The sequence below is a fragment of the Pseudomonas sp. PSPC2-3 genome, assembly GCF_049898265.1.
GTDB classification, from domain to species: Bacteria; Pseudomonadota; Gammaproteobacteria; order Pseudomonadales; family Pseudomonadaceae; genus Aquipseudomonas; species Aquipseudomonas veronii.
Map to the genome: position 1 here is coordinate 504,405 of NZ_JAFCXJ010000002.1, position 25,901 is coordinate 530,305.

The 25,901-nt window shown below is 63.1% G+C and carries 23 protein-coding genes; 13 read left to right on the forward strand and 10 right to left on the reverse strand.

Features of this window, described 5'->3' with window-relative positions; all coding sequences use genetic code 11:
• On the reverse strand, window positions 1–1,230 hold the full coding sequence (locus ACP7E3_RS06215) for an acyl-CoA dehydrogenase (protein WP_017848107.1): 1,230 nt from the start codon (window positions 1,228–1,230) through the stop codon (window positions 1–3).
• 151 nt (window positions 1,231–1,381) lie between these two features.
• Here ACP7E3_RS06215 and ACP7E3_RS06220 point away from each other — a divergent pair, with 151 nt between their 5' ends.
• From ACP7E3_RS06220 to ACP7E3_RS06230, 3 genes are all read left to right on the forward strand, one after another.
• The gene (locus tag ACP7E3_RS06220) at window positions 1,382–2,317 is read left to right on the forward strand and encodes a LysR family transcriptional regulator (RefSeq protein ID WP_017848108.1); all 936 of its coding nucleotides are present in this window, start codon (window positions 1,382–1,384) and stop codon (window positions 2,315–2,317) included.
• 185 nt (window positions 2,318–2,502) lie between these two features.
• Entirely contained in the window at window positions 2,503–2,898 is a 396-nt protein-coding gene (locus tag ACP7E3_RS06225; protein ID WP_017848109.1) for a MerR family transcriptional regulator, read from the forward strand.
• Window positions 2,899–2,914: 16 nt separating this feature from the next.
• Window positions 2,915–3,814, forward strand: a complete 900-nt coding sequence (locus ACP7E3_RS06230; RefSeq protein WP_057004446.1) for a hydroxymethylglutaryl-CoA lyase — start codon at window positions 2,915–2,917, stop codon at window positions 3,812–3,814.
• 602 nt (window positions 3,815–4,416) lie between these two features.
• Here ACP7E3_RS06230 and ACP7E3_RS06235 read toward each other — a convergent pair.
• Entirely contained in the window at window positions 4,417–6,099 is a 1,683-nt protein-coding gene (locus tag ACP7E3_RS06235) for an AMP-binding protein (RefSeq protein WP_288081516.1), read from the reverse strand.
• Between the two features lie 151 nt (window positions 6,100–6,250).
• Here ACP7E3_RS06235 and ACP7E3_RS06240 point away from each other — a divergent pair, with 151 nt between their 5' ends.
• From ACP7E3_RS06240 to ACP7E3_RS06255, 4 genes are read left to right on the forward strand one after another with little or no spacing between them, the layout of a single operon-like run.
• Window positions 6,251–7,414, forward strand: coding sequence for an isovaleryl-CoA dehydrogenase (locus ACP7E3_RS06240; RefSeq protein WP_057004448.1), 1,164 nt, complete (start codon window positions 6,251–6,253; stop codon window positions 7,412–7,414).
• Between the two features lie 11 nt (window positions 7,415–7,425).
• The gene (locus ACP7E3_RS06245) at window positions 7,426–9,033 is read left to right on the forward strand and encodes a carboxyl transferase domain-containing protein (protein WP_057004449.1); all 1,608 of its coding nucleotides are present in this window, start codon (window positions 7,426–7,428) and stop codon (window positions 9,031–9,033) included.
• 15 nt (window positions 9,034–9,048) lie between these two features.
• Window positions 9,049–9,855: a gamma-carboxygeranoyl-CoA hydratase gene (locus ACP7E3_RS06250; RefSeq protein WP_017848114.1), complete on the forward strand. Its 807-nt coding sequence runs from the start codon at window positions 9,049–9,051 to the stop codon at window positions 9,853–9,855.
• Window positions 9,852–11,777, forward strand: coding sequence for an acetyl/propionyl/methylcrotonyl-CoA carboxylase subunit alpha (locus ACP7E3_RS06255; protein WP_046382868.1), 1,926 nt, complete (start codon window positions 9,852–9,854; stop codon window positions 11,775–11,777). Before ACP7E3_RS06250 ends, ACP7E3_RS06255 begins: the two co-directional genes overlap by 4 nt.
• On the opposite strand, the gene ACP7E3_RS06260 is transcribed toward ACP7E3_RS06255, so the two are convergent.
• Window positions 11,774–12,409 (reverse strand): LexA family protein, encoded by a 636-nt coding sequence (locus tag ACP7E3_RS06260; RefSeq protein WP_079444220.1) that lies wholly within the window; start codon window positions 12,407–12,409, stop codon window positions 11,774–11,776. The two genes, ACP7E3_RS06255 and ACP7E3_RS06260, sit on opposite strands and share 4 nt — an antisense overlap.
• 129 nt (window positions 12,410–12,538) lie before the next feature.
• Here ACP7E3_RS06260 and ACP7E3_RS06265 point away from each other — a divergent pair, with 129 nt between their 5' ends.
• Window positions 12,539–12,889: a DUF6124 family protein gene (locus tag ACP7E3_RS06265; RefSeq protein ID WP_026140171.1), complete on the forward strand. Its 351-nt coding sequence runs from the start codon at window positions 12,539–12,541 to the stop codon at window positions 12,887–12,889.
• A 465-nt stretch (window positions 12,890–13,354) separates the two neighbouring features.
• Complete coding sequence (locus ACP7E3_RS06270) at window positions 13,355–14,506, forward strand: M14 family metallopeptidase (RefSeq protein ID WP_128191840.1); 1,152 nt, start codon at window positions 13,355–13,357, stop codon at window positions 14,504–14,506.
• Between the two features lie 40 nt (window positions 14,507–14,546).
• On the opposite strand, the gene ACP7E3_RS06275 is transcribed toward ACP7E3_RS06270, so the two are convergent.
• The 5 genes from ACP7E3_RS06275 to ACP7E3_RS06295 form a co-directional block, all read right to left on the reverse strand.
• On the reverse strand, window positions 14,547–15,086 hold the full coding sequence (locus tag ACP7E3_RS06275) for a cytochrome b (RefSeq protein ID WP_017848120.1): 540 nt from the start codon (window positions 15,084–15,086) through the stop codon (window positions 14,547–14,549).
• A complete protein-coding gene (locus ACP7E3_RS06280; RefSeq protein ID WP_017848121.1) occupies window positions 15,083–16,165 on the reverse strand; it encodes a catalase family peroxidase in 1,083 nt (360 codons plus the stop codon). The genes ACP7E3_RS06275 and ACP7E3_RS06280 overlap by 4 nt, the downstream gene beginning before the upstream one ends.
• Before the next feature lie 120 nt (window positions 16,166–16,285).
• The gene (locus tag ACP7E3_RS06285) at window positions 16,286–17,050 is read right to left on the reverse strand and encodes an enoyl-CoA hydratase-related protein (RefSeq protein WP_177030118.1); all 765 of its coding nucleotides are present in this window, start codon (window positions 17,048–17,050) and stop codon (window positions 16,286–16,288) included.
• A gap of 43 nt (window positions 17,051–17,093) precedes the next feature.
• Entirely contained in the window at window positions 17,094–18,392 is a 1,299-nt protein-coding gene (locus ACP7E3_RS06290; protein WP_108525063.1) for a hypothetical protein, read from the reverse strand.
• Window positions 18,385–19,992, reverse strand: a complete 1,608-nt coding sequence (locus tag ACP7E3_RS06295) for an amino acid adenylation domain-containing protein (RefSeq protein WP_108525061.1) — start codon at window positions 19,990–19,992, stop codon at window positions 18,385–18,387. The genes ACP7E3_RS06290 and ACP7E3_RS06295 overlap by 8 nt, the downstream gene beginning before the upstream one ends.
• Before the next feature lie 198 nt (window positions 19,993–20,190).
• On the opposite strand from ACP7E3_RS06295, the gene ACP7E3_RS06300 reads away from it, so the two are divergent.
• The 4 genes from ACP7E3_RS06300 (at window position 20,191) to ACP7E3_RS06315 (ending at window position 23,997) form a co-directional block, all read left to right on the forward strand.
• Complete coding sequence (locus tag ACP7E3_RS06300) at window positions 20,191–20,697, forward strand: sigma-70 family RNA polymerase sigma factor (protein WP_046382864.1); 507 nt, start codon at window positions 20,191–20,193, stop codon at window positions 20,695–20,697.
• Window positions 20,694–21,431, forward strand: a complete 738-nt coding sequence (locus ACP7E3_RS06305; RefSeq protein WP_017848126.1) for an anti-sigma factor family protein — start codon at window positions 20,694–20,696, stop codon at window positions 21,429–21,431. Before ACP7E3_RS06300 ends, ACP7E3_RS06305 begins: the two co-directional genes overlap by 4 nt.
• Window positions 21,432–21,548: 117 nt before the next feature.
• Window positions 21,549–22,643, forward strand: coding sequence for a cell division protein ZapE (zapE, locus tag ACP7E3_RS06310; RefSeq protein ID WP_169864386.1), 1,095 nt, complete (start codon window positions 21,549–21,551; stop codon window positions 22,641–22,643).
• 40 nt (window positions 22,644–22,683) lie between these two features.
• The gene (locus ACP7E3_RS06315; protein ID WP_169864388.1) at window positions 22,684–23,997 is read left to right on the forward strand and encodes a leucine-rich repeat-containing protein kinase family protein; all 1,314 of its coding nucleotides are present in this window, start codon (window positions 22,684–22,686) and stop codon (window positions 23,995–23,997) included.
• A 124-nt stretch (window positions 23,998–24,121) separates the two neighbouring features.
• On the opposite strand, the gene ACP7E3_RS06320 is transcribed toward ACP7E3_RS06315, so the two are convergent.
• Both ACP7E3_RS06320 and ACP7E3_RS06325 read right to left on the reverse strand, forming a co-directional pair.
• Window positions 24,122–24,829, reverse strand: coding sequence for a YebC/PmpR family DNA-binding transcriptional regulator (locus tag ACP7E3_RS06320; RefSeq protein ID WP_017848129.1), 708 nt, complete (start codon window positions 24,827–24,829; stop codon window positions 24,122–24,124).
• 101 nt (window positions 24,830–24,930) lie between these two features.
• Window positions 24,931–25,788 carry a LysR substrate-binding domain-containing protein gene (locus ACP7E3_RS06325; RefSeq protein WP_046382861.1) on the reverse strand — a complete coding sequence of 286 codons (858 nt, stop codon included), beginning with the start codon at window positions 25,786–25,788 and terminating at the stop codon, window positions 24,931–24,933.
• Window positions 25,789–25,901: the final 113 nt, after the last annotated feature.

Consider the following 25,901-nt stretch of genomic DNA (forward strand, 5'->3'; position numbering starts at 1 on the left):
TTACTGCCCGCCGCGCATCAACTCTTTAGGCACATACTTGCCGATCTCGAACTTGCCGATCGCCGCACGGTGGACTTCGTCCGGGCCATCGGCCAGGCGCAGGGTGCGTTGCATGGCGTACATGTAGGCCAACGGGAAGTCGTTGGAGACGCCGGCGCCGCCATGGATCTGGATCGCGCGGTCGATCACCTTCAACGCCACGTTCGGCGCCACCACCTTGATCTGGGCGATTTCGCTTTTCGCCACTTTGTTACCCACGGTGTCCATCATGTAGGCGGCTTTCAGGGTCAGCAGGCGTGCCATGTCGATTTCCATGCGCGAGTCGGCGATCTTGTCGATATTGCCGCCCAGGCGCGCCAACGGTTTGCCGAACGCGGTGCGGCTGATCGCGCGTTTGCACATCAGTTCCAGCGCGCGCTCGGCCATGCCGATGGAGCGCATGCAGTGGTGAATGCGGCCCGGGCCAAGACGCCCCTGGGCAATTTCAAAGCCGCGGCCTTCACCCAGCAGGACGTTTTCATACGGCACGCGCACGTTGTCGAACAGCACTTCGGCGTGGCCGTGGGGCGCATCGTCGTAACCGAACACCGGCAGCGGGCGCACGATTTTCACGCCGGGGGCGTCCACCGGCACCAGGATCATCGAGTGCTGCTGGTGGCGCGGCGCATCGGGATTGCTCAGGCCCATGAAGATCAGGATCTTGCAACGCGGGTCGCAGGCGCCGGAGGTCCACCATTTCTTGCCGTTGATCACCCACTCGTCGCCCTGGCGCTCGGCGCGGGCGGCCATGTTGGTCGCATCCGAGGAGGCCACGTCGGGCTCGGTCATGGCGAAAGCCGAACGGATCTCGCCGCGCAACAGCGGTTCGAGCCAGCGTTGTTTCTGTTCGGCGTTGGCGTAGCGCACCAGCACCTCCATGTTGCCGGTGTCCGGGGCGGAGCAATTGAACGGCTCCGGGCCCAGCAGCGAACGGCCCATGATTTCCGCCAGCGGCGCGTATTCAAGGTTGGTCAGGCCAGCGCCCAGTTCGGATTCGGGCAGGAACAGGTTCCACAGGCCTTCGGCTTTCGCCTTGGCTTTGAGCTCCTCCATGATCGCGGTGGGCTGCCAGCGGTCGCCTTCGCTGACCTGGCGTTCGAACACCGGTTCGGCCGGGTAAACGTAAGCGTCCATGAACGCAGTGACGCGTTCACGCAGTTCCTGAACCTTGGGCGAATAGGCGAAATCCATGAGCAGCTCCCTTCTTTGAGAGGTTGTTTAGGTCATGCAATCGATGCTAGAACAGCGTTGATAATTTACCTAGCCTATTCTCGGCGTGTATTAACATTCATCACCGATATATGATCGGGGCATGGCCACCTAACAATAAGAGCGCAACGAAATGAATCTGAGCAAGGTCGACCTCAACCTGTTTATCGTCTTTGACGCGATCTACACCGAAGCCAACCTGACCCGTGCCGGGCAGATTGTCGGCATCACCCAACCGGCGGTGTCCAACGCTCTGGCACGCCTGCGCGAGACCTTCAACGACCCGCTGTTCGTGCGGACCGCCCAAGGCATGGTGCCCACGCCGATGGCGCAGAACATCATCGGCCCGGTGCGCAACGCACTGTCATTGCTGCGCGTGTCGGTGCAGGAAAGCCGGATTTTCAACCCGCAACAGGCGGCCAAGACCTACCGCATCAGCATGACCGACTTGACCGAAGCGGTGATCCTGCCACTGCTGTTCCAGCGCTTGCGTCGCCTGGCGCCGACGGTGGTGATCGAGAGTTTCCTGTCCAAACGCCGCGAGACCACCAAGGAACTGGCCGCCGGGCGCCTGGATTTTGCCGTCGACGCACCGCTCAACACCGACCCGCAGGTGCGCCACGTCAAGCTGATGGAAGACCGCTACGTGTGCGCCATGCGCAAGGGCCACCCGATGGCGGGCAAGGACAAGTTCACCCTGGATGATTACCTGTCGCTGACCCATATCCATATCTCCAGCCGCCGCAACGGCCTGGGCCATGTCGACCTGGCCCTGGGCAAGATGGGCATCCAGCGCAAGATCGCCCTGCGCTCCCAGCATTACCTGATGGCCTCGCAAGTGTTGCAACAGACCGACATGGTGATGACCGTGCCCGAGCGCTTCGCCCGCCGCCATGAACTGCACTGGTTCAACCTGCCGGTCAACGACGTGCCGCCGGTGGAAACCCACCTGTACTGGCACGAGAGCACCGACCAGGACCCCGCCAACCGCTGGATGCGCGAGCAAATGATCGAGTTGTGCCAGCAAGTCACGGCGCACGAGAAGAAACTCGACAAGCTGCAAGCCTGAACCTGTCGCCGTGTAGGAGCGAGCTTGCTCGCGAAAAACCCGAGGGCGCCTTTGGGTATCAGGGCTACCGCGTTCTCGTTGACGTTTTTCGCGAGCAAGCTCGCTCCTACAGGGATTGATGATCGACCTTGACGTTTACGTCAACCTGACATTAGCTTAGCGCCAAGACTTTCTTGAGCGCCTTCATGAGCACGACCTACAGCATTTCCGACCTCGCCCGCGAGCTCGACATCACCACCCGCGCCATTCGCTTCTATGAGGAACAAGGCCTGCTGGCCCCGGAACGCCGGGGCCAGGAACGCATCTACTCGGCGCGGGACAAGGTCAGCCTCAAGCTGATCCTGCGCGGCAAGCGCATCGGTTTTTCCCTGGCCGAATGCCGTGAACTGATCGAACTCTACGACCCCACCAGCGGCAACCATGTCCAACTCAACAGCATGCTGGTGAAAATCGCCGAGCGTCGCGAACAGTTGGAGCAGCAGTTGCTGGACATCGAACAAATGAAGCTGGAACTGGACACCGCCGAAGAGCGCTGCACCCAGGCCCTGGCCGAAACCATCCAAGGCCAGGCTGGCCATTGATCATAAGGTAGTTGCCATGTCCCTCCCCTCCCACGTGCGCCTGGTCGAAGTCGGCCCGCGCGACGGTTTGCAGAATGAAGCCCAACCCATCAGCGTGGCCGACAAGGTGCAGTTGGTGGATGCCCTCAGCGCCGCGGGCCTGAGCTACATCGAAGTCGGCAGTTTTGTTTCGCCCAAATGGGTGCCGCAGATGGCCGGTTCCGCCGAAGTCTTTGCGCAGATCCAGCGCCAGCCCGGCGTGACCTACGGCGCGCTGGCGCCGAACCTGCGCGGCTTTGAAGATGCGCTGGCCGCCGGGGTCAAGGAGGTCGCGGTGTTTGCTGCGGCGTCCGAGGCGTTTTCGCAGCGCAACATCAACTGCTCGATCAGCGAAAGCCTGGAGCGATTCGTGCCGATCATGGCGGCCGCCAAACAGCAGGGTGTCAGTGTGCGCGGCTATGTGTCCTGCGTGCTGGGTTGCCCTTACGAAGGCGCGGTCGCCCCGGAACAAGTGGCGGCGGTGGCCCGCGAGCTGTTTGCCATGGGCTGCTATGAAGTGTCCCTGGGCGACACCATCGGCACCGGCACCGCGGGAGCCACGCGCCGGCTGTTCGAGGTGGTGGGCGCGCACGTGCCACGGGACAAGTTGGCGGGGCACTTCCATGACACCTATGGGCAGGCCGTCGCCAACGTCTACGCCAGCCTGCTGGAAGGGATCAACGTGTTCGACAGCTCTATCGCCGGCCTCGGCGGTTGCCCATACGCCAAGGGCGCCAGCGGTAACGTCGCCACCGAAGATGTGGTGTACCTGCTCAACGGCCTCGGGATCGAGACCGGCATCGACCTGGAGCGCTTGATTCTCGCGGGCCGGCAGATCAGCGACGTACTCGGCCGGCCCAGCGGCTCGCGCGTTGCCAGGGCGCGTAACGCCAGTTGAGTAACTTAGCCGTGACAATGTGTTACCGCAGGCCGGCCGGACGAGTAACACGGGAACATATTTTCCCGTGTTTACCGTAGGGCATTTCCCACAAAAAACTCAACTAATTGATTTTAAACGATTTTTAAAAGTTGGCACGGCTTCTGCTATCTCTATGGCATAACAAGAACAAAAAGCGCCAAACCTAATAAAAATAAGACGAAACGACTCTGACATAACAAAAACAACACGGCAGAGACGCAGCTAACAGATTTTTTTGGAGAAGATGTGCTTCGCAGGGTACGGCATGCCGAAACCCGCAACCGGATAGAGAAAAATAAAACTACCTCAGGTAGCTACCCACTGGTTGGATCGTGTACGAAGAAGCAGATCAGCGCTCAAAAAAATACGTTTGCTCTTGACCCTGGATGGGGTCGCCAAAAACAGCGGTAAAGGGTAACGGTTGCCAAAAACAACAATAGACCGCCCCTCAATAATAAAAAAAGAGCACGTAACAACAAATTAAAGGGGACCTTCGGGTCCCCTTTGTGCTGTCTGGGATTACGCAATTTAAACTGTGGGAGGGGCTTGCTCCCTCCCCCCACAAGTTTTCAGCGAAACGACTAAGACTGCGTTCGCAGCTCTTCGATCGAGATCTCGCGCATGCGGAATTTCTGGATCTTGCCGGTGACCGTCATCGGGAATTCATCCACGAACTTGAAATGCTTGGGCGTCTTGAAGTGCGCGATACGCCCCTTGCACCACGTGTGCAACTCCAGCGCGCTGGCCACATGCCCGGGGTGACACTTGACCCAGGCAACAATCTCTTCGCCATAACGCTCATCCGGAATACCAATGACCTGCACATCGGCCACCGCCGGGTGCGTGAAGAAAAACTCTTCCAGCTCGCGCGGGTACACGTTCTCGCCACCGCGAATGATCATGTCCTTGTTGCGCCCGACGATGCACACGTAGCCGTGCTCGTCCATGGTCGCCAGGTCACCGGTATGCATCCAGCCGGCGTCGTCGATTGCGTCGCGGGTGCCGTCGGGGTTGTTCCAGTAACCGAGCATCACGCTGTAGCCACGGGTACACAGCTCACCGATCTCGCCACGCGCGACGGTGTGACCGGCGAGGTCGACGATCTTGCTTTCCAATTGCGGCTGGGTGCGGCCGACCGTGGTGACGCGGCGCTCCAGGTCGTCATCGGGGCCGGTCTGCAGGGACACCGGGCTGGTTTCGGTCATGCCGTAGGCAATCTGCACTTCGCTCATGTGCATTTCGCCGATGACCCGGCGCATCACTTCGATCGGGCAGGTGGCACCGGCCATGATCCCGGTGCGCAGGCTGGACAGGTCGAACTCGCCGCGTTGCGGATGGTCGAGCATGGCGATAAACATGGTCGGCACGCCGTACAGGGCGGTGGCGCGTTCTTCGGCGACGGCGGCCAGGGTCAGCAGCGGGTCGAAGCCGTCGTTCGGGTAAATCATGGTGGTGCCGTGGGTGATGCAGCCCAGGTTGCCCATCACCATGCCGAAACAGTGATACAGCGGCACGGGGATCACCAGGCGGTCCTGCGCGGTCAAGCCCAGGCTTTCGCCGACCATGTAGCCGTTGTTGAGGATATTGAGATGACTAAGGGTGGCGCCCTTGGGGAAGCCGGTGGTGCCGGAGGTGTACTGGATATTGACGGCCTGGTCGAAGTGCAGGCTGGCTTGGCGCGCGATCAATCGCTCAGGCGGGATGCCCGCACCAAGGGCCGCCAGTTGCGACCAGGGCAAAAAGCCCGTGGGCGGGCGCGGCGCAAGGCTGATCACGCCGCGCAGGTCCGCCAGTTTTTCGCAGTTCAAGCGGCCGACGGGTTGCTCCGCCAGCTCGGGCAGCAGTTCCTGCAACATCGCGTGGTAATCGGAGGTCTTGAACGAACCGGCACACACCAGCCATTGGCAGCCGGATTGCTTGAGCACGTATTCCAGCTCAGTGCTGCGATAGGCCGGATTGATATTGACCAGGATCACCCCGAGCTTGGCGCTGGCCAGCTGGCTGATGCACCACTCGGCGCAGTTCGGCGCCCAGATGCCCAGGCGGTCGCCGCGCTGCAGGCCCAACGCCAGCAGCGCGCGGGCGTGCAGGTCAACGGTCTCAGCCAGTTGCTGCCAGGTGTAGCGGCATTGCTGGTGACGCACCACCAAGGCTTCCCCATCGGGAGACTGCGCAACCGTGTGATCGAAGGCCTGACCGATCGTCATGGCCAACAAGGTCTTGTCCTGAGAGCCACGGCTGTAGCTCTGATTCGGTTGATCCATAACGACCCCTGTTGTCTTTTTTGTAGGTTGACGTAAACGTAAACTACGATTGACAGCGCCGCAACGCAAGCTTACGTTAACGTAAAGGTGAGCATCCCCTCCCCCGGTGCCGTCACCCCACAACAACAAAGCTCAATAAAGGTGCCTGTCCATGAGTTACCCCTCCCTGAACTTCGCCCTCGGCGAAACCATCGACATGCTGCGCGACCAAGTGCAGTCCTTCGTGGCCAAGGAGATTTCTCCGCGCGCGGCACAAATCGACATCGACAACCTGTTCCCCGCCGACCTGTGGCGCAAGTTCGGTGACATGGGCCTGCTGGGCATTACCGTGGCCGAAGAATACGGCGGTGCCGGCCTGGGCTACCTGGCCCATGTGGTGGCCATGGAAGAGATCAGCCGTGGTTCGGCGTCGGTGGCGTTGTCCTACGGCGCCCACTCCAACCTCTGCGTGAACCAGATCAACCGCAACGGCAGCCATGAACAGAAACTCAAGTACCTGCCGAAGCTGATCAGCGGCGAACACGTCGGCGCCCTGGCCATGAGCGAGCCGAATGCCGGCTCCGACGTGGTCTCGATGAAACTGCGCGCCGACAAGCGCGGCGACCACTACGTGCTCAACGGCAGCAAGACCTGGATCACCAACGGCCCCGACGCCAGCACCTACGTGATCTACGCCAAGACCGACCTGGACAAAGGCGCCCACGGCATCACGGCGTTCATCGTCGAGCGCGACTGGAAAGGCTTCAGCCGCAGTAACAAGTTCGACAAGCTGGGCATGCGCGGCTCCAACACCTGCGAGCTGTTCTTCGATGACGTGGAAGTGCCGGAGGACAACATCCTCGGCGTGCTCAACGGCGGCGTCAAAGTGCTGATGAGCGGCCTGGACTACGAACGCGTCGTACTGTCCGGCGGCCCGACCGGGATCATGCAAGCCTGCATGGACCTGATCGTGCCGTACATCCACGACCGCAAGCAGTTCGGCCAGAGCATCGGCGAATTCCAGCTGATCCAGGGCAAGGTCGCCGACATGTACACCCAGCTCAACGCCAGCCGCGCCTACCTGTACGCGGTGGCCCAGGCCTGCGAGCGCGGCGAAACCACGCGCAAGGACGCGGCCGGGGTGATCCTCTACAGCGCCGAACGCGCCACGCAAATGGCCCTCGACGCGATCCAGATCCTGGGCGGCAATGGCTACATCAATGAATTCCCCGCTGGACGCCTGCTGCGCGACGCCAAGCTGTACGAAATCGGCGCCGGCACCAGTGAGATCCGGCGCATGTTGATCGGTCGCGAACTCTTCAACGAAACCCGCTGAAGGAGCGCGCCATGGCCACCTTGCACACCCTGCTCAACCCGCGCTCGGCGGAGTTCGCCGCCAACAGCGCGGCGATGCGCCAACAGGTCGACGCCCTGCACACCCTGCTCGCCCAGGTGCAGCAAGGCGGCGGCGCCAAGGCCCAGGAGCGCCACACCTCGCGCGGCAAACTGCTGCCACGCGAGCGGATCAACCGCTTGCTCGACCCAGGCTCGCCGTTCCTGGAACTCAGCCAACTGGCCGCTCATCAGGTGTATGGCGAAGACGTGCCGGCCGCCGGAGTGATTGTCGGGATCGGCCGCGTGGAAGGCGTCGAATGCATGATCGTCGCCAACGACGCCACGGTGAAAGGCGGCTCCTACTACCCGCTGACGGTCAAGAAACACCTGCGCGCGCAGACCATCGCCGAACAGAACCGCCTGCCATGCATCTACCTGGTGGATTCCGGCGGCGCCAACCTGCCGCGCCAGGATGAGGTCTTCCCCGACCGCGAGCACTTCGGGCGGATCTTCTTCAACCAGGCCAACATGAGCGCCCAGGGCATCCCGCAGATTGCGGTGGTGATGGGCTCGTGTACCGCCGGCGGCGCCTATGTGCCAGCGATGGCGGACGAAGCAATCATGGTGCGCCAGCAAGCCACCATCTTCCTCGCCGGCCCGCCGCTGGTGAAGGCCGCCACCGGTGAAGTGGTCAGCGCCGAAGACCTCGGCGGTGCCGACGTACACTGCAAGATCTCCGGCGTGGCCGACCACTATGCCGACAGCGATGAACACGCCCTGGCCCTGGCCCGGCGCAGCGTGGCCAACCTCAACTGGCGCAAACAAGGCCAGTTGCTGCAACGCACGCCAGTGGCGCCGCTGTACAGCGGCGAAGAGTTGTACGGCGTGATCCCGGCCGATGCCAAGCAGCCGTTCGATGTGCGCGAAGTGATTGCGCGACTGGTGGACGGCTCGGTGTTCGATGAGTTCAAGGCGCTGTTCGGCACCACCCTGGTCTGCGGCTTTGCACACTTGCACGGCTACCCGATAGCGATCCTGGCCAACAACGGGATTCTGTTCGCCGAAGCCGCGCAAAAAGGCGCGCACTTCATCGAGCTTGCGTGTCAGCGCGGGATTCCGTTGCTGTTCCTGCAAAACATCACCGGTTTTATGGTCGGCCAGAAGTACGAGGCCGGCGGTATCGCCAAGCACGGCGCCAAGCTGGTCACGGCGGTGGCCTGCGCCAAGGTGCCGAAATTCACCGTGATCATCGGCGGCAGTTTTGGCGCGGGTAACTACGGCATGTGCGGCCGCGCCTACGACCCGCGTTTTTTGTGGATGTGGCCCAACGCGCGCATCGGCGTGATGGGCGCCGAACAGGCGGCCGGCGTGTTGGTGCAGGTCAAGCGCGAGCAGGCCGAACGCGCCGGCAACGGCTTCAGCGCGCAAGAGGAAGCGGCGATCAAACAGCCGATCCTCGACCAGTACGAAACCCAGGGCCACCCGTATTACTCCAGCGCACGCCTGTGGGATGACGGCGTCATCGACCCGTTGCAGACCCGCGACGTGCTGGCCCTGGCCCTGTCTGCCGCACTGAACGCCCCCATCGAGCCGAGCCGCTTCGGCGTGTTCCGCATGTAAATGGAGCTGTACCCCATGAACGATTTCAACACCCTCGAACTGATCACCGACAGCCGTGGTTTCGCCACGCTGTGGCTCAGTCGCGAAGCCAAGCACAACGCCTTCAACGCCGAAATGATCCGCGAACTGATCATCGCCCTCGACCAGGTGCAGGGCAATGCGTCGCTGCGCTTTCTGGTCCTGCGCGGGCGCGGCAAACACTTCAGCGCCGGCGCCGACCTGGCCTGGATGCAACAGTCGGCCGAACTGGATTACGCCACCAACCTCGACGACGCACGCGAACTGGCGGAGCTGATGTACAACCTGGCCAAGCTGAAAATCCCGACGCTGGCAGTGGTGCAAGGCGCAGCCTACGGTGGCGCGCTGGGCCTGATCAGTTGCTGCGACATGGCGATCGGGGCCGATGACGCGCAGTTCTGCCTGTCGGAAGTACGCATCGGTTTGGCGCCTGCGGTGATCAGCCCGTTTGTGGTGCAAGCCATCGGGGAACGCGCGGCGCGGCGTTATGCGCTCACGGCCGAACGCTTTGGCGGCGAACGCGCGCGCGACATCGGCCTGCTGGCGGAAAGCTATCCGGCCGAAACCCTGGATCAACAGGTCGACCACTGGATTGCCAACCTCCTGCAAAACAGCCCGGCAGCGATGCGTGCAAGCAAGGATCTGCTGCGCGAAGTCGGTAACGGCGCCCTCACCCCGGCGCTGCGGCGCTATTGCGAAAATGCCATCGCCCGGATCCGCGTCAGCGCCGAAGGCCAGGAAGGTTTACGCGCATTCCTGCAAAAACGCCCGCCCAGTTGGCAGTCGCAGGAGCCACGCTCATGAGCACACTGACCACCGTACTGGTGGCCAACCGTGGCGAAATTGCCTGCCGCGTGATGCGTACCGCCAAGGCGATGGGGTTGACCACCGTGGCGGTCCATAGCGCCACCGATCGCGATGCGCGCCATAGCCGCGAAGCCGATATCCGCGTCGACCTGGGCGGCAGCAAAGCGACCGACAGTTACCTGCAAATCGACAAACTGATCGCCGCCGCCCAGGCCAGCGGCGCCCAGGCGATTCATCCGGGCTACGGCTTCCTTTCCGAAAACGCCGGTTTTGCCCGTGCCGTCGAGGCGGCCGGGCTGATCTTCCTCGGCCCGCCCGCCTCGGCAATCGACGCCATGGGCAGCAAGTCCGCCGCCAAGTCACTGATGGAAACCGCCGGCGTGCCGCTGGTGCCGGGCTACCACGGCGAAGCTCAGGACCTGGACACCTTCCGTGCCGCCTGCGCGCGCATCGGCTACCCGGTGCTGCTCAAGGCCACGGCCGGTGGCGGCGGCAAGGGCATGAAAGTGGTCGAGGACGTCAGTCAACTGGCCGAAGCCCTGGCTTCCGCCCAGCGTGAGGCGCTGTCGTCCTTCGGCAACGCGCAGATGCTGGTGGAGAAGTACTTGCTCAAGCCACGCCATGTGGAGATCCAGGTATTTGCCGATCAGCAGGGGCACTGCCTGTACCTCAACGAGCGCGATTGTTCGATCCAGCGGCGCCACCAAAAAGTCGTCGAGGAAGCCCCGGCGCCCGGCTTGAGCGGCGACCAGCGCCGGGCGATGGGTGAAGCCGCGGTGCGTGCGGCCCAGGCCATCGGTTATGTGGGCGCGGGCACGGTGGAGTTTTTGCTGGATGCCCGTGGCGAGTTTTTCTTTATGGAGATGAACACGCGGCTGCAAGTGGAGCACCCGGTGACCGAGGCGATTACCGGCCTCGACCTGGTGGCCTGGCAGATTCGCGTGGCCCAGGGCGAAGCGCTGCCGATCACCCAGGCGCAGGTGCCGTTGATCGGCCATGCGATCGAGGTGCGCTTGTATGCCGAAGACCCGGCCAATGATTTCCTCCCCGCGACCGGCCACCTGACGCTGTACCGCGAGTCCGCACCCGGCCCGGGCCGCCGCGTGGACAGCGGCGTCGAGCAAGGCGACAGCGTTTCGCCCTTCTACGACCCGATGCTCGGCAAGCTGATTGCCTGGGGCGAGGACCGCGAACAAGCGCGGCTGCGGCTGTTGAGCATGCTCGACGAGTTCGCCGTCGGCGGACTCAAGACCAACCTGGGCTTTGTGCGACGCATCATCGCCCATCCGGCGTTTGCCGCCGCCGAGCTGGATACCGGCTTTATTCCGCGCTATCAGGACGAACTGCTGCCGCTGCCCGGAGCGTTGAGCGACGAATTCTGGCAGGCCGCGGGTTCGGCCTTCATGCAGAGCCTGCCGGCCGGCGACGGGCCGTGGGCAGACACTCGCGGCTTTCGCGCAGGGCTGCCCGCCGAAGTCTCACTGCACTTGAGCTGCAACGGCCAGGATCGCCTGGTGACGTTGGCGCAACACACGCCGCGACTGCAAGGCGAACAGCTGCTGATCGACCATCAGGGCGTGCGCCGTGCCCATCTGGCCGTGCGTAGCGCAGGCACGCTGTTCCTGCGCTGGGAGGGCGACATGCATGCCGTCAGCCTGTTCGATCCGATTGCGGCAGTCGAAGCCAACCAATCCCACCAAGGCGGCCTCACCGCGCCGATGAACGGCAGCATCGTGCGGGTGCTGGTGGATGTCGGCCAGACCGTCGAAGCCGGCACGCAGTTGGTGGTGCTGGAGGCGATGAAGATGGAACACAGCATCCGCGCGCCCCAGGCCGGCGTGGTCAAGGCACTGTTCTGCCAGGAAGGCGAAATGGTTGCCGAAGGTTGCGCGCTGGTCGAGCTTGAACCCGCGGACTAGAACTTCGCCGTGGCCTGCACGACGACGCCGAGGATGCGGCAATCGTCGCTGAACAGGCGCTTGGGGTAAGTCGGATTGAGCGGCACCAGGTACAGTTGGCCGCTCTCTTCGCGCAACTGGCGGAAGGTCGCCTGCGGGCTGTGCGCCCACTGCGCGACCACCAGCTTGCCGGGTTCGGCGTCGATGGCCGGGTCCACCAGGATCATCATCCCGGCACCGATGCTCAGGCCACTGGGCGCGGTCATCGCGTCGCCGACCACGGGCAGCCAGTAAGCCTCGCCCTGGGCATGGTAGTCCGTCAGTTCGAAGCGCGCCGCGCCGTAGGCCGGGCGCTCTTCGCGAAGTTCGCACACGCCTTTCCAATCGCTGACCGGGTAGCGGAAGTACGGGTTGTAGTGTGGTGGCCCAACCGGCAGCGCATCGGCCTTGCGACGAATATCCAGCGCGACTTCCAGGGAGCCCAGCCCCAGCGCTTCCAGCACCCGGTTCATGTCCGCCAGGCTTGGCACCCGGCGCTTGTTCAGCCAATGCCCGACACCGCCCTGGGACATGCCCAGGCGTTCGGCCAGTTCATCCTGCGTGACCTTGCGGTCTTTCATGTTGGCCCTGACCAACGCGATCCATTTATCCATGGGGCCTGACAATACGTCGCGTATTTTTCAGGGCAATAAACAGTTTGTAGTAATCCATAAAACGACATAAATACGATACGTACTATCATCGGGTATCAGCGTTTCGACACCCAACCCGAGTACCGCCCTATGACGACAAGCCCGTATCGCCTGCCCTGCGAACCCGAATCCCATGAGCTGCTCGACATGCGCAGCAGCGGCGCCGCCCAACGTGCGCTGGATTACTATTTGAAAGAAGAGATGTGCGCCTCGGCCCCGAACGACGCCTTCTTCAGCATCAAGCCCGGTGTCAGCCCGGAGGAAGCCCTGGTGCATGCCTCGGACCTGTTGCGCAGCGCGGCTGCCACAGCCTACGAATCGGCGAGCAGCCATCAAGGCAACCAGCGTGACCTGGCATTTTCAGTGGTGTATTTGATTGATATGGCGAAGGCGATGGTGGAGCGATCGTTGCAGGCGCCGCAGGCTCAGGACGGTGCATGAGCCACGCGAAAGAAAAATATTTCTATCCCACGGATAAAAACATTTGACTTGCAAATGATAATGATTATTATTGGACCAAGCTGATCGCGAGATCAGTCGATAGACCAAGGGACCTTAGGTCGGACTCTTGGAATATCTCCTCATCAGGCTAATCACGGTTTTTGACCCGGCTCTTTGGCCGGGTCTTTTTTTTGCCAGTGTTTCTGGCTTGGCTTCAGGCTAATGAAGACTGTGTGTTGCTTGATGGCACGCATGATAGCAAAAGACCATCGTCAAAAGAAAGTCGGGCGACCGCTCTGGCTCAGACCTTTGCGAAATAGCACTTGAGAATCAATCTCATAGATTCTAAGCTGCTGCGGCGTCAAGGATGACGCCCCCCTCCTCCCGCAACAATTTTGCATCCGGATTTTGCCCGGCCTCTGTGTAAGATAACCGCCACAACACTCATACTCAGGCAGCCAGACTATGACCGTGGCCTTGACCTCCATCAAAATCAGCACCAACTTCGACAGCGGCAACATCCAGGTTCTGGATGCCAGCGATGCCTATCACTTGTTGCTGGCAATCAAACCCGATACCCGCAGTCACCATTTCCAATGGTTCCACTTCAAGGCCGAAGGCATGCACGTGGGCCACACCCACACCTTCCGCCTGAGCAATGCCGGGCAATCGTCCTATAAACACGCCTGGAGCGGCTACAGCGCCGTGGCGTCGTATGACCACGTCAATTGGTTCCGGGTGCCTACGCGTTTCGACGGCGAAACCCTGCACATCAGTCTCGAAACCCGTGAGAAACACGCCTGGTTTGCCTACTTCGAACCCTACAGCCGCGAGCGCCACGACTGGCTCATCGACCAGGCGCTGAACCATGCCGGCACCCGCTTGCTGGCCACCGGTAAAAGTGTCGAAGGCCGCGATATCCAACTGTTGCGCCGTGGCAAAGGTGGCGAAGGTCGGCGCAAGGTGTGGATCATCGCCCAGCAGCACCCCGGCGAGCACATGGCCGAATGGTTTATGGAAGGCATCATCGAACGCCTGCAGCAGGACGGCGACGCCGAGCTGAAAAAGCTGTTGGCCGTCGCCGACCTGTACCTGGTACCGAACATGAACCCCGACGGCGCGTTTCACGGCCACCTGCGCACCAACGCCATGGGCCAGGACCTCAATCGCGCCTGGCAGAGCGCCAGCCAGGAGATCAGCCCGGAAGTGCTGTTCGTCCAGACGCAAATGGAAAAGTATGGCGTCGACCTGTTCCTCGATATCCACGGTGACGAAGAAATCCCCTACGTATTCGCCGCCGCCTGCGAAGGCAACCCCGGTTACACCCCGCGTATCGAAGCCCTGGAAAAGCACTTTCGCAGCCACCTGAGCGCCTTGACCCGTGACTTCCAGACCACCCACGGCTACACCCGCGACCTGCCGGGCGAAGCCAATATGACCCTGGCCTGCAATGCCGTCGGTGAGAAGTACGACTGCCTGTCGCTGACCCTGGAGATGCCCTTCAAGGACAACGACGACGCGCCCAACCCGAACACCGGCTGGTCGGGCAAACGCTCGATGCAGTTGGGCAAGGATGTGTTGAGCAGCGTGGCCGATATCGTCGGCCTGTTGCGCTGAATGTGGCGAGCGTGCTCGCCACACGGATCAAGCGCGGGCCTCAGTCCTGGGTGCCCGTCATGCTCTGCAGCACGCCGTCACGGCGAATCAACCCATGGAACAGCGCCGCCGCCAGGTGCAACAACACCGTGAAAAACAGCACGTAGGCGAGATAACCATGGGCCTTGCGCAGCACCGCGAACAGCGGTGCGTTGGCCGACACCAGCGCCGGCAGTTGCACCGAATGGCTGAGCATCACCGGGTCGCCCGCCGCCGAAATCATCGCCCAGCCGAGCAGCGGCAACACCAGCATCAAGGCATACAGCAGCCAATGGGAGGCCTTGGCCGCCAACACTTGCCATCGCGGCAAATCGCCAGGCAACGGCGGTTGGCGCGTGGAAAAACGCACCGCCAAACGCACGATCACCAACGCCAGGATCGCAATACCCAGCGGCTTGTGCAGGTGGATCAACCATTCATGCCGTTCGGAAACCGACGCTGCCAGGCCCGCGCCGATAAACAGCATGGCGATGATCATCAGCGCCATCAGCCAGTGCAGCAGGCGCGCCAGGGGGGCGAAAAACCGTGGTTGGGCATTCATGGCTTCGACTCCTGAGGGGGGCGGTGCAACGGGCTGACTTCTGCGGCGCGGCGCAGGTAGGAACTGGCGTAGGCGGCCGAACGCGCGGCCAATAGCGGGTCATTCGAAGCCTCGATGCCGCTTGGCAGAATCAGCGGATCGAAGTTGATGTCGCGGCAATCGCCGTCTGCTTGCGCTTGGCTGCTTTGCAGCACCAGGGTGCCGGCGTTGAGTATTTTGTGTTCGCCGATCCAGGGTTTGCTTGCATCGTCGAGCGGATCGCCGGGGTTGGCCAGGGTCAGGTTCAACTGCCAACGCAGCGGTCCGGAAGCCAAGCGTTGCACCAGGTCTTTTTCCAGGAAGTCACTGCCGGCTGGCGCGGTATCGCCCACAGCATCCTGACTTTGCGCGACAACCGCCCAACGCACGGCCTGGCGCTTGCCATCGGCGCCCACCAGGAAAAACGCGTTGATGCCGTTGTAGGTTTCCGTCGCATAGCTGGCGGATGGCTTGGCCGTCTTGACCCACGCCAGGAACGGCGCGGCCTCGGGATGGGCCGCAAAGAACGCCGGCATATTCGCCGGGTTGGGCTTGCCGGTGGCCGGATCGGGCGCGCCGGCCTTGAGCAGTTGGTAGAACGCCTCGGGGGTGCCCACCGGAAACACCGGCATGCTGTTCATCCCGGTGCGCCACTGCTGGCCGTTGGCCTGGCTGAATTGCACGGCAAAACTGCGGATCGGCACACTGCTGTCCGGCGCGTAGGGGTTACCGCTGGGCAAGGCAAACCGGCCGATCAATGGGGTCCTGGCCGCATTGAATACCTGGGCACTGGAGTAGGCACGCGCCTCGGCGCTGCTCTCGAAGTACCCCGCGACACACACGCCCTTGGCATGGTTGCGCCGAAACCCCGGGTGGATGCCGTTATTGGTTTCCAGGGCATTGACCAGGGTTTTGGGCTGCAGGCGTTGTGGGTCGAAGGTGCCGTTGACGTAGGCAAACGCCCCGGCGACAGCCGCTACCACGCCACCGATACACGCCAGCCTGATCGCCAGGCTGGCCGTGCTGAGTGGCGGACGGGGCGGTGATGAGTGATCTACCATGAAAAGCTCCAGGGCACATGGCCAAGGGGAAATTGAGCTATGAGACGAATCCCATGTAGGTTTATTCCTCCTTCACTGTAGTTTTTTTCAGAGCAGCCCAGCGCCGAGTCCTTGGCCCTCCTACACCCGATTAAACGCGGCCGGTCGCTTGTCGAGAAACGCCTGCATGCCCTCCTGCTGATCGGGCGTGGCGAACAGACTGTGGAACAGTCGGCGTTCCAGCCGCACGCCCTCGTGCAGCCCGAGCTGCAGGGATTGCTCGACCGCCTCGCGCGCCGCCCGGGTGGCCAGGCGAGAAAAATCGGCGATTTGCGCGGCCACCGCCAGCGTCTGCTCCAGCAAGCTCGCCGCCGGATAGACACGCGACACCAACCCGGCCTGTTCAGCCTCATGAGCCGTCATCGGCCGCCCGGTCAGCACCAGATCCATGGTCTTGGCCTTGCCGATCAAGCCTGTCAGACGTTGGGTCGCCCCCATGCCAGGGATCACGCCGAGCTTGATCTCCGGCTGGGCAAAGGCGGCGCTATCGGCGGCAAAGATCATGTCGCACATCAGCGCCAGTTCGCACCCTCCGCCGAAGGCGTAACCGTTGACGGCGGCGATGGTCGGCGTGCGCAGGCGGGTAAATGCCTCCCAGCCGACGAAGTAATCCTCGTTGAGCATGTCCTGATAGGTCTTGCCGCTCATCTCCTTGATATCGGCTCCGGCGGCAAAATACTGCGCACCGCCAGTGATGACAAAACACCCGACCTGAGGGTCCTGGTCCAGGGCCTCCAGACAGGAAACCAGCTCGGTCATCAGCGCCGAGTTCAGCGCATTCTTGACCTGGGGACGATTGAGTCTGACCAGGACCACCCGACCCTGACGCTCGATCACTACATTCATAGGCACCTCCATTGATTGATATCGTTTAATGAACACACGCACTTCACGAATCCCAGATCGCGCCATAGGCGGGTATCCCCCGGGCTTCCAGCTCTTGCACGACCTGCTGCGTCAGTCGTTGGTTGGCGATACAGATCACGGCCTCCGCGCCACAGGCTTGCACCGCGCCGTAGGCCAACTGCACCAGGTCAGGTTTGCCGCGCTCATCGGTGTCCCAGATCAACGCGTCGGGCTGGGCACCCAGGATCTCGTCGACCCATTCGTCGCCGTAGGTCTTGCGCGGGCTGCGGGTCGACCAGATCAGCTGGATCGGCAGCCGCGCCGCGAGTAAATGCGGCATGACCGGGCCGATCCCGCTGCCGGTGGCGACGTACACCACCGACTTGAACAGGGTTTCCACATGGGCCACGCCAGCGGTGGTGATGCCCTTGACCCACACATGGCGCGGCAGGTCCTCGATAAACCGCCCCGTCCAATCCCCTGCGCGGGAAATGGTCAGCCGAAACCCGGTTTGGCCCGGTGTGGGGATGTTGGCAAACGAGTGCCACTCCAACAGCGGATGTCGGCTGATCGCGGTCGACGAACCGGCGAATGGTGTGGTGTGGGTAAAGCGCGTAATCACCGCATGCCCGGAAGGCCGCGTGTGCTCAACGGCGACCTTGCGCAGCCGCAGCCAGGGCAGCGCGATGCTCAGCGTCAACAGCACCAGCATCCAGAACGCGCCACTGTGCAGCAGGCTCGCACCGCGTTCGACGGACGCCAGCAAGGTCTGCGCCCAAAACAACAGCAACGCGGCCCACCCCGCAAACCGATGAACCCGCTCGAAGCCATTGTGAAATCGCCCCCGGATGCGCGGTTGCGCCATGCCCACCATCAACAGCAACACGCCGAGCAGCGTCGCGCCAAGCCACAACCCGGTGGACGAAACGCTGCCCGGCCGCTGCAGATAGTCCGTGGCCTGCACACCGACCCACCCCGCGAACCAGCCCGTGGCCGCCAGCGCCGCGCCACTGTGCAGCCCGCCGACGTGGTACACCTTGGCCGCGCTGCGCCGCACACGCAGCGGCCAGGTGACGGGGATGCGCGTCGCCAGCCAGAACAACGCATTGATCAGGTATTGCTGGCGAATCAGGATGGCCAGCGACAGGTTGATCAGCACCAGCGACGACAACGTCTGGGCGCTGACGCCCTGCAGGCCGACGCCCAGCACCGCAAACGCCAGGTTGCTGAGCAACACCAACGCCGCCAGGCGGTTGTAGTAGGAAAACACCGGCAACGCCGTCCAGCGCCGCCAAAGCGCCGGTTTGGGCGGCACCACGGTTTGGCTCAGGGCATCAAGCATGGCCGGGCTCCTGCACCGCGAACGCCTGCACGGCCACCCACCTTTCACGCGCCCGTTGCAGCAACAGCGCCTTGTCGATCTTGCCGCGGGCGGTCAGTGGAAAATGCTCCACTGCGTCGATCAGCGCCGGCACGCAGTAGTAGGCCAGGCGCTGCTCGCATTGGCGTCGGCAGGACGCCACGTCGGCGCTGGCCGGCGAAACAAAGGCGACCAAGGTGCGGCTGTCGAGTTTTAGCGTGACGGCTCGCGTGCAGCCATCGCCGGCTTCCAGGGCACTGGACACCGCGTCCAGCTCCACCCGGAACCCGCGGACTTTCACTTGGTCATCGACGCGCCCCAGGTGCTCGAGTTGCCCGTCGGCCGTCCAGCGTCCCAGGTCGCGTGTGCGGAACATCATGGCGTCGCCGCCCACAAAGGGGTCCGGGCGGTACCGTTCGTGGGTCAATGCGCGGTTGTTCAGGTAGCCCGCCGTTACCCCGGCGCCGCCCGCCCACATTTCCCCGGCTTGCCCCGCCTCACAGGGGCGGCCCTGTTCGTCGAGCACATACACGCTGTTGTTGGGGGTCGGCTGGCCGATGGTCAATGGGGTGCCAGGCACATGCCGATGCAGCGTATTGACGATGGTGGTTTCGGTGGGGCCGCAGCCGTTGTAGAACGTGCAATGCGCCGCCCAACGCTCGGCCAGGGCCTGGGAACAGGGTTCTCCGGCGACCGCGACCACCTGGAGATCGGGGCACTGCCGAGGATCGAGGCCGGCCAGGATCGAAGGGGTTGCGATCAACACATGGCACTGTGCAGCGGTCTGCGCAATGGCTTTGCCGCGAATCAGCAACGTCGCGCCATGGGCCAGGCAGCCGAGTATTTCCCAGGCCGCCATGTCGAAGCCGATATTGAGGATCTGCCCGACGTTGCGGCCCGGCGCCATGCCCATCCGCCCGGGCTGCGTCAACAGGATGTTGCATACGTTACGGTGACTGACACACACGCCGTTGGGGCGCCCCGTGGTGCCGGACGTGAACAGCACGAAACACAAGTCGTGGGTGTCGACGACGGCGCCCACCGGCTTATTGTCCTGGGTGATCCAGGGCACTTCGGCCAGGAACGTGTCCAGGCACAAGCTGCGATGGGCGGCGTCTGACGGGATGCGATCCGCCAGGTGCGACAGGGTCAGAATCAGCGGGCTGGTCAATGACTCGAGGACCATGGCCAGTTGCAGGGGCGGGACGATTCTGGCGTCCTGCGGCACATACGCGGCGCCGACCTTCAACACGGCCAACAGGCCCACCAGCATGGGGATCGAACGCTCGACGAACAGCGCCACAGTGTCGCCGCGTTTGACGCCCTGCTCGATCAAGCCCGCGGCCAAACGATTGGCTTGGCGGTTGAGTTGTTCATAACTGATGCGCTGCCCCGCACACACTGCCGCCGTCGCATGCGGCGCCAGCGCCGCTTGCGCTTCGATGGCGTGGTGGATACAGGCGGCGCTCGGCGGGGTCGATGGGCCAAAGCCCCATTGCTCAACCAAGGCGCGCTGCAGGACAGGCAGAGGCGCCAGCATGGGCGGGGAAAAAAGCGGTTTTTCGGTCGGTGAAAACATCATGGATACACCCTCATCGGTTGACTGCCGAAAAATGGCTGGCAGGTACGAGGGTGGATTGAGGTACGAGCCTGCGATTACAGGCGCTCAGGCTTTACAGAAACTTCTCACCGACACGCGTAAAGTTTCTTTTCATCGCGAGTGGAATAACCTACAGGGAGCAGCGTCTACCTGCACACAACCGGTTAGACTCGACTCCCCATGCATGAACTCGACGAACAGTTACGTGAACTCATCCCCAGGCTGCGGCGCTTTGCCCTGTCCCTGAGCCGTAACGCCAGCAGCGCCGACGACCTGGTGCAATCGACCCTGGAACGGGCGATCACCCGCTGGGCCGACAAAACCGTCGACGGCGACCTGCGCGCCTGGCTGTTCTCGATCCTCTACCGGCAGTTCCTCGATGCCCATCGGCGCACCCGGCGCTATGCGCGCATGCTCGAGTTCTTCACCGGCCGCGACGATGTGCAGCCGTCGGTCGAACGCACGGTAATCGCCCAGTCGACCCTGCAAGCCTTCGACCGGCTCAACAGCGAACAGCGCGCCCTGCTGTTGTGGGTGTCGGTCGAAGGCTTGAGCTACAAGGAAGTCGCGCAGATTCTCGACGTGCCCATCGGCACTGTGATGTCGCGTCTGTCCAGGGCGCGCCAAGCCCTGCGTCAACTCAGCGATGGCGAAATGACCAGCCCTTCCCTGCGGATACTCAAATGATCAGCCTGCCCCCCAGCGAACGCGATTTGCATGCCTACGTCGACCAGCAACTGCCGGAGAGCGATCGACGCGTGCTGGAAACCTACTTGGCCGCCCACCCCGAGGTCGCCGCCCAGGTGCATGCCTGGCAGCAGGACGCGCACGTATTGCGCGCCGCCTTGAGTGGCGCGTTGCAGCAGCCGGCCAACCCGGCCCTGGACCCGGCGCTGATCCGCCAGCGCATCAAGCAGCAGTCGCGCCGCCATTTCGCCACGGCGGCGGTGTTGCTGATGGCGGTCAGCCTCGGCGGCCTGGGTGGCTGGCAGGCGCGCGAAGCCACGCAACCGCCCATGCTGCCCATGGCCGATGCCATGCAGGCTTACCGCCTGTTTGCCCAGGACGGTGTGCTGCCCGCCGACTATCACGCCCAGGGCAACGCCACGATGCAAACCTGGCTCGACCGCTATTTCAACCAGGCCCAGCGTCTACCCGACTTGAGCCAGGCGGGTTTCACCGCCGTCAGCGGGCGCTTGCTCAGCACCGAACAAGGCGCAGCGGCGATGGTGCTGTACGAGGATCGGCAAGGCCGGCACATCAGTTTCTACATCCGCCCGCCGGGCCCGGAAAATAACTTCCTGCCCCGCGGCAGCCGCAGCGCCGATGGTTTGCTCGCCGAGTACTGGTCCGGAGGCGGGTACAACTACGCAATGGTCAGCCCGCAGGGGCTGCCGACCACGCCGCTGCTGCAGTTCTGAAGCCCACGCCCCGTAAAGGCCATGCGTTTTCGAGATGGCTGGCGGCGCGCTTCGCTATTGGTCAAATCCCGATTGTCGCCCTAAAGTGAGCGACCACCGCACACAGAGTGACTCCCCTTGGCGCCGCGTTCCCTGATCCGTCGTTTGCTCGGTAAAAAACACCCCACCCACGACGACTCCCCCATCCCCACCTTCTTTCAGACCAAGGCCGAGCAGCACGGCTATACCCTCAGCGCCGCACAGGCCCGGGCGATTGCGGCGATGGCGCGCGAGACCCACCACCTGCTCGCCGGCCAGCCCACCCGCAGCCTGTATTTGCACGGGCCGGTGGGGCGCGGCAAAAGTTGGCTGCTGGACGGGTTTTTCCAGGCATTGCCGATCGCCGAAAAACAACGCGTGCATTTCCATGATTTTTTCGCCCGCCTGCACCGGGGCATGTTCGCCCACCGTCAGCACCACGACGCACTGGCGGTGACCCTGGATGCGCTGCTGGACGGCTGCCGCGTGCTGTGTTTCGACGAATTCCATGTCCACGATATCGGCGATGCGATGCTGATCAACCGCCTGTTCAAGGCGTTGTTCCAACGTCGCGTCCTGGTGCTGGTGACGTCCAATTATCCGCCGCAAGGGCTGTTGCCCAACCCGCTGTACCACGAGCGATTCAAGCCGGTGATCGACCTGATCGCGGCGCGCATGGACGTGCTGGAAGTCAGCTCGCCCAAGGACTTCCGCAGCCTGCCCCAGGCCCATGCCGAACAGCGCTTCAGCAGCGGTCGGTACGTGTGGCCGGGTACACCGGCGCAGCGAACCGCGCTCGGGCTGCCGGCCACGGATTGCCCGGCGCAGGTGCTGACGGTCGGCAACCGCCAGTTGCGCTGCCGCAGCCAGCAGGCACGGCGCATCGCCTTCACCTTCCATGACCTCTGCGAACAACTCACGGCGGTGATGGATTACCTGCTGCTGTGCCAGGACTTCGACGAGTGGATCATCGACGGGCTGCCGCACCTGGCAGACTGCCCGATCGCCGTGCAACAGCGCTTTATCAACCTGGTGGACGTGCTCTACGACCAGGATAAACAGCTGATCCTGATCGGCGCGCACCCGCTGGAGCAGGCCTTGAGCGGCCAGGCCATCGATCTGGCGCGCACCGCCAGTCGCCTGAACCAATTGCAGGCGGTCCGCCCGCAACACACGCCCGACCCGGTATCATGAGCGCCTTTTTACGCCCCCTTGCCGAGTGACCGCGCCGTTCATGAATACCCTCGCCCAACTCAAGGCCGGCCAATTGGCCGGCATCCAGCGCCTGGACCTGTCCTGTGGGCTGACCGAATTCCCCCGGGAAATCTTCGAACTGGCCGACTCACTGGAAATCCTCAACCTCAGCGGCAATGCCCTGAGCAGCCTGCCCGACGACCTGCATCGCCTGCCGCACCTGCGTGTGTTGTTCTGCTCGGACAACGCCTTTACCGAACTGCCGGCCTGCCTGGGCCAATGCGCAAAGCTGAGCATGATCGGCTTCAAGGCCAACCGCATCCGCCACGTGCCGGCCGCCGCGTTGCCGCCGCTGTTGCGCTGGTTGATCCTCACCGATAACTGCATCAGCCAACTGCCCGACGAATTGGGCGAGCGGCCGCTGCTGCAAAAACTGATGCTGGCCGGCAACCACCTGGCGCACCTGCCGCCAAGCCTGGCCAATTGTCACAACCTGGAGCTGATCCGCATCGCCTCCAACCGCCTCACCGGCCTGCCCGATTGGCTCCTGGCGCTGCCCAGCCTGACCTGGCTGGCCTACGCCGGCAACCCGGTGGAAATGGCGGCGGACGTGGCCGCCGACGATGCGACGCCTGACATTCCATGGTCGGCGCTGGAACTGGCCGAGGTGCTCGGGGAAGGCGCCTCCGGGGTGATCCGCAAGGCGCTCTGGCAGCCCTCGGCCAAGCCGGTGGCGGTCAAGCTGTACAAAGGCAGCATCACCAGCGACGGCTCACCGCTGCACGAAATGCAGGCATGCATTGCCGCCGGGTTGCACCCCAACCTGATCAAGGTGGAAGGCCGCGTGGTTGGCCACCCCGACGACCAGGCCGCGCTGGTGATGGACCTGATCGAGCCGAGCTACCGCAACCTCGCCGCCCTGCCGAGCCTGGCGTCCTGCACCCGCGACATCTACGAACCGGCTACCCGCTTCAGCCTCGCGGTGGCATTGCGCATGGCTCGCGGCATCGCCTCGGTGGGCGCGCACCTGCACCGCCATGGCATCACCCATGGCGACCTGTACGGCCACAATATCCTGTGGAACGCGGCGGGCGACTGCTTGCTCGGGGATTTCGGCGCGGCGTCGTTCCATGCCACCGCCGACACCCTGGAAACCCGGGCACTGCAACGCATTGAAGTGCGTGCGTTCGGAGTGTTGCTCGGGGAGTTGTTGCAGCGGATCGACGTAGGCTTGAGCGACACCACACGCCAGATCCTGGAAAGCTTGCAGGCGCGCTGCTGTCAGCCCGAAGTGCTGGCGCGGCCGGGCTTCGAGGAAGTCGAAGCGCTACTGCAATCTATTCCACAGCACTGAACCCAATGTGGGAAGGGGCTTGCTCCCGATGGCTGTGGCCCATTCAACATCATCGTTGACTGACACACCGCTATCGGGAGCAAGCCCCCTCCCACAGTTTTGAGCGCGTTTATTCAGGCATGGATCAGCCGGCCAGGCCGACGAACATATCCTGCACGTCGTCATGGTTGTCCAGGCCTTCGAGGAAGGCTTCGACTTCAGCCATCTGCTCGTCGGTCAACCCCGTCACCGGGTTCTTCGCGATATAGCCCAGTTTGGCCGACAGCACGGTAAAACCCTGCTCCGGCAGCGCTTTCTGCACGGCGTCGAGGTCGGTGGTTTCGGTGATGAACAGGGTGGTGCCCTCTTCTTCGCCCTCTTCGAAATCCTGGGCGCCGGCTTCAATGGCCGCCATTTCAGGATCGGCGTCCGGGCTGTCCGGCGCGGCTTCGATCAGGCCGACGTGGTTGAAGTCCCAGGCCACGGAGCCGGAAGCGCCCAGTTGGCCCTTGCGGAACGCCACGCGGATTTCCGCCACGGTGCGGTTGATGTTGTCGGTCACGCACTCAACGATCAGCGGCACCTGATGCGGGGCGAACCCTTCGTAGGTCACGCGGTGGTACTGCACGGTTTCCCCGAGCAGACCGGCGCCTTTCTTGATGGCGCGGTCCAGGGTTTCCTTGGGCATCGAGGCTTTTTTGGCCTGCTCCACCACCAGACGCAAGTGGGCGTTGGTCGCGGTGTCGGCACCGTTACGGGCAGCGATGGTGATCTCTTTCACCAGTTTGCCGAAGATCTTGCCCTTGGCATTGGCTGCCGCTTCTTTATGTTTGACTTTCCACTGTGCGCCCATGACTTGCTCTCTTCCTCATCCATCGCGCCGAGACGTCTACTGGCCGGCGCTTTGGGGGCAGAGTTTATAGGGCAAAAACGCAACGTTCCACCAAAAAACCTTCACGGCGCCAGCTCGAAAAACGCCTGAATCAAACGCAGCGACCGACGGCGCTCCATGCACCCCAACATGTGTCGGTTGAGCAGCCCCTGCCCGTGGATCGGCAGCGCACACACGCGCGGGTCCGGGCTGACCTCCATCGAGGACACCACGCCAACCCCCAACTCGGCGGCAACGGCTTCGGTCACCGCTTCACGGCTGTCCAGCTCCAGCAGCACTTTCGGCTGCACCCCGGCGCCGAGGCAGGCGTGATCGAAGGTGCGCCGGGTAATGGAGCCCGGCTCGCGCAGCACCATGATCACCTCATGCAATTGCTCCAACTGAATGCCCTGGGCCAGCGTCGCCCACGGGTGGCTGGCCGGCACCAACGCGCAGATCCGCGATTCGCCCAGCGCCTGCAAGTGCAGGCCGTTGCGTGGTTCGACTTCGGTGAGCACCGCCACATCCGCATGCTCGGACAGCAGCGCTGCCAGGGTTTCCTGGGCATTGCCCAGGCGCAGGTTCACGGTGATCCCTGGGTAGCGCGCGCGCAGGCTGGCGATCATCGGCATCACCAGGTGCGGGCCATCGGCCGCCACTTCGAGGCGCCCGCTGAGCAACTGCCGATTGGCCTCCAGCAGGGCCTGGGCTTCGTCCACCAGGCCAAAGATCGCCCGGGTGATCGCTGCCAGGCGTGTCCCCTCTTCGGTCAACTCGACGCGCCGCGCGGTGCGGCGCAACAAGGGGATCTGGTAGTGCTCTTCGAGGGCCTTGATGTGCCCGGTCACCGCCGGCTGGCTGATGAACAACCGCGCCGCGGCGCGGGTAAAGCTGCCCTCGCGGGCCACTGCGTCGAATGCGCGCAGTTGGAACAAATTCATGTTGAGTGACCTTTCTATCGGCCTTACTGATAGCTCGCATAACAACAAACAATTTGATTGATGACAAGCCAAACTGCAATTTAGGCGCCGTAACGTCCACCCCGGACACTTTG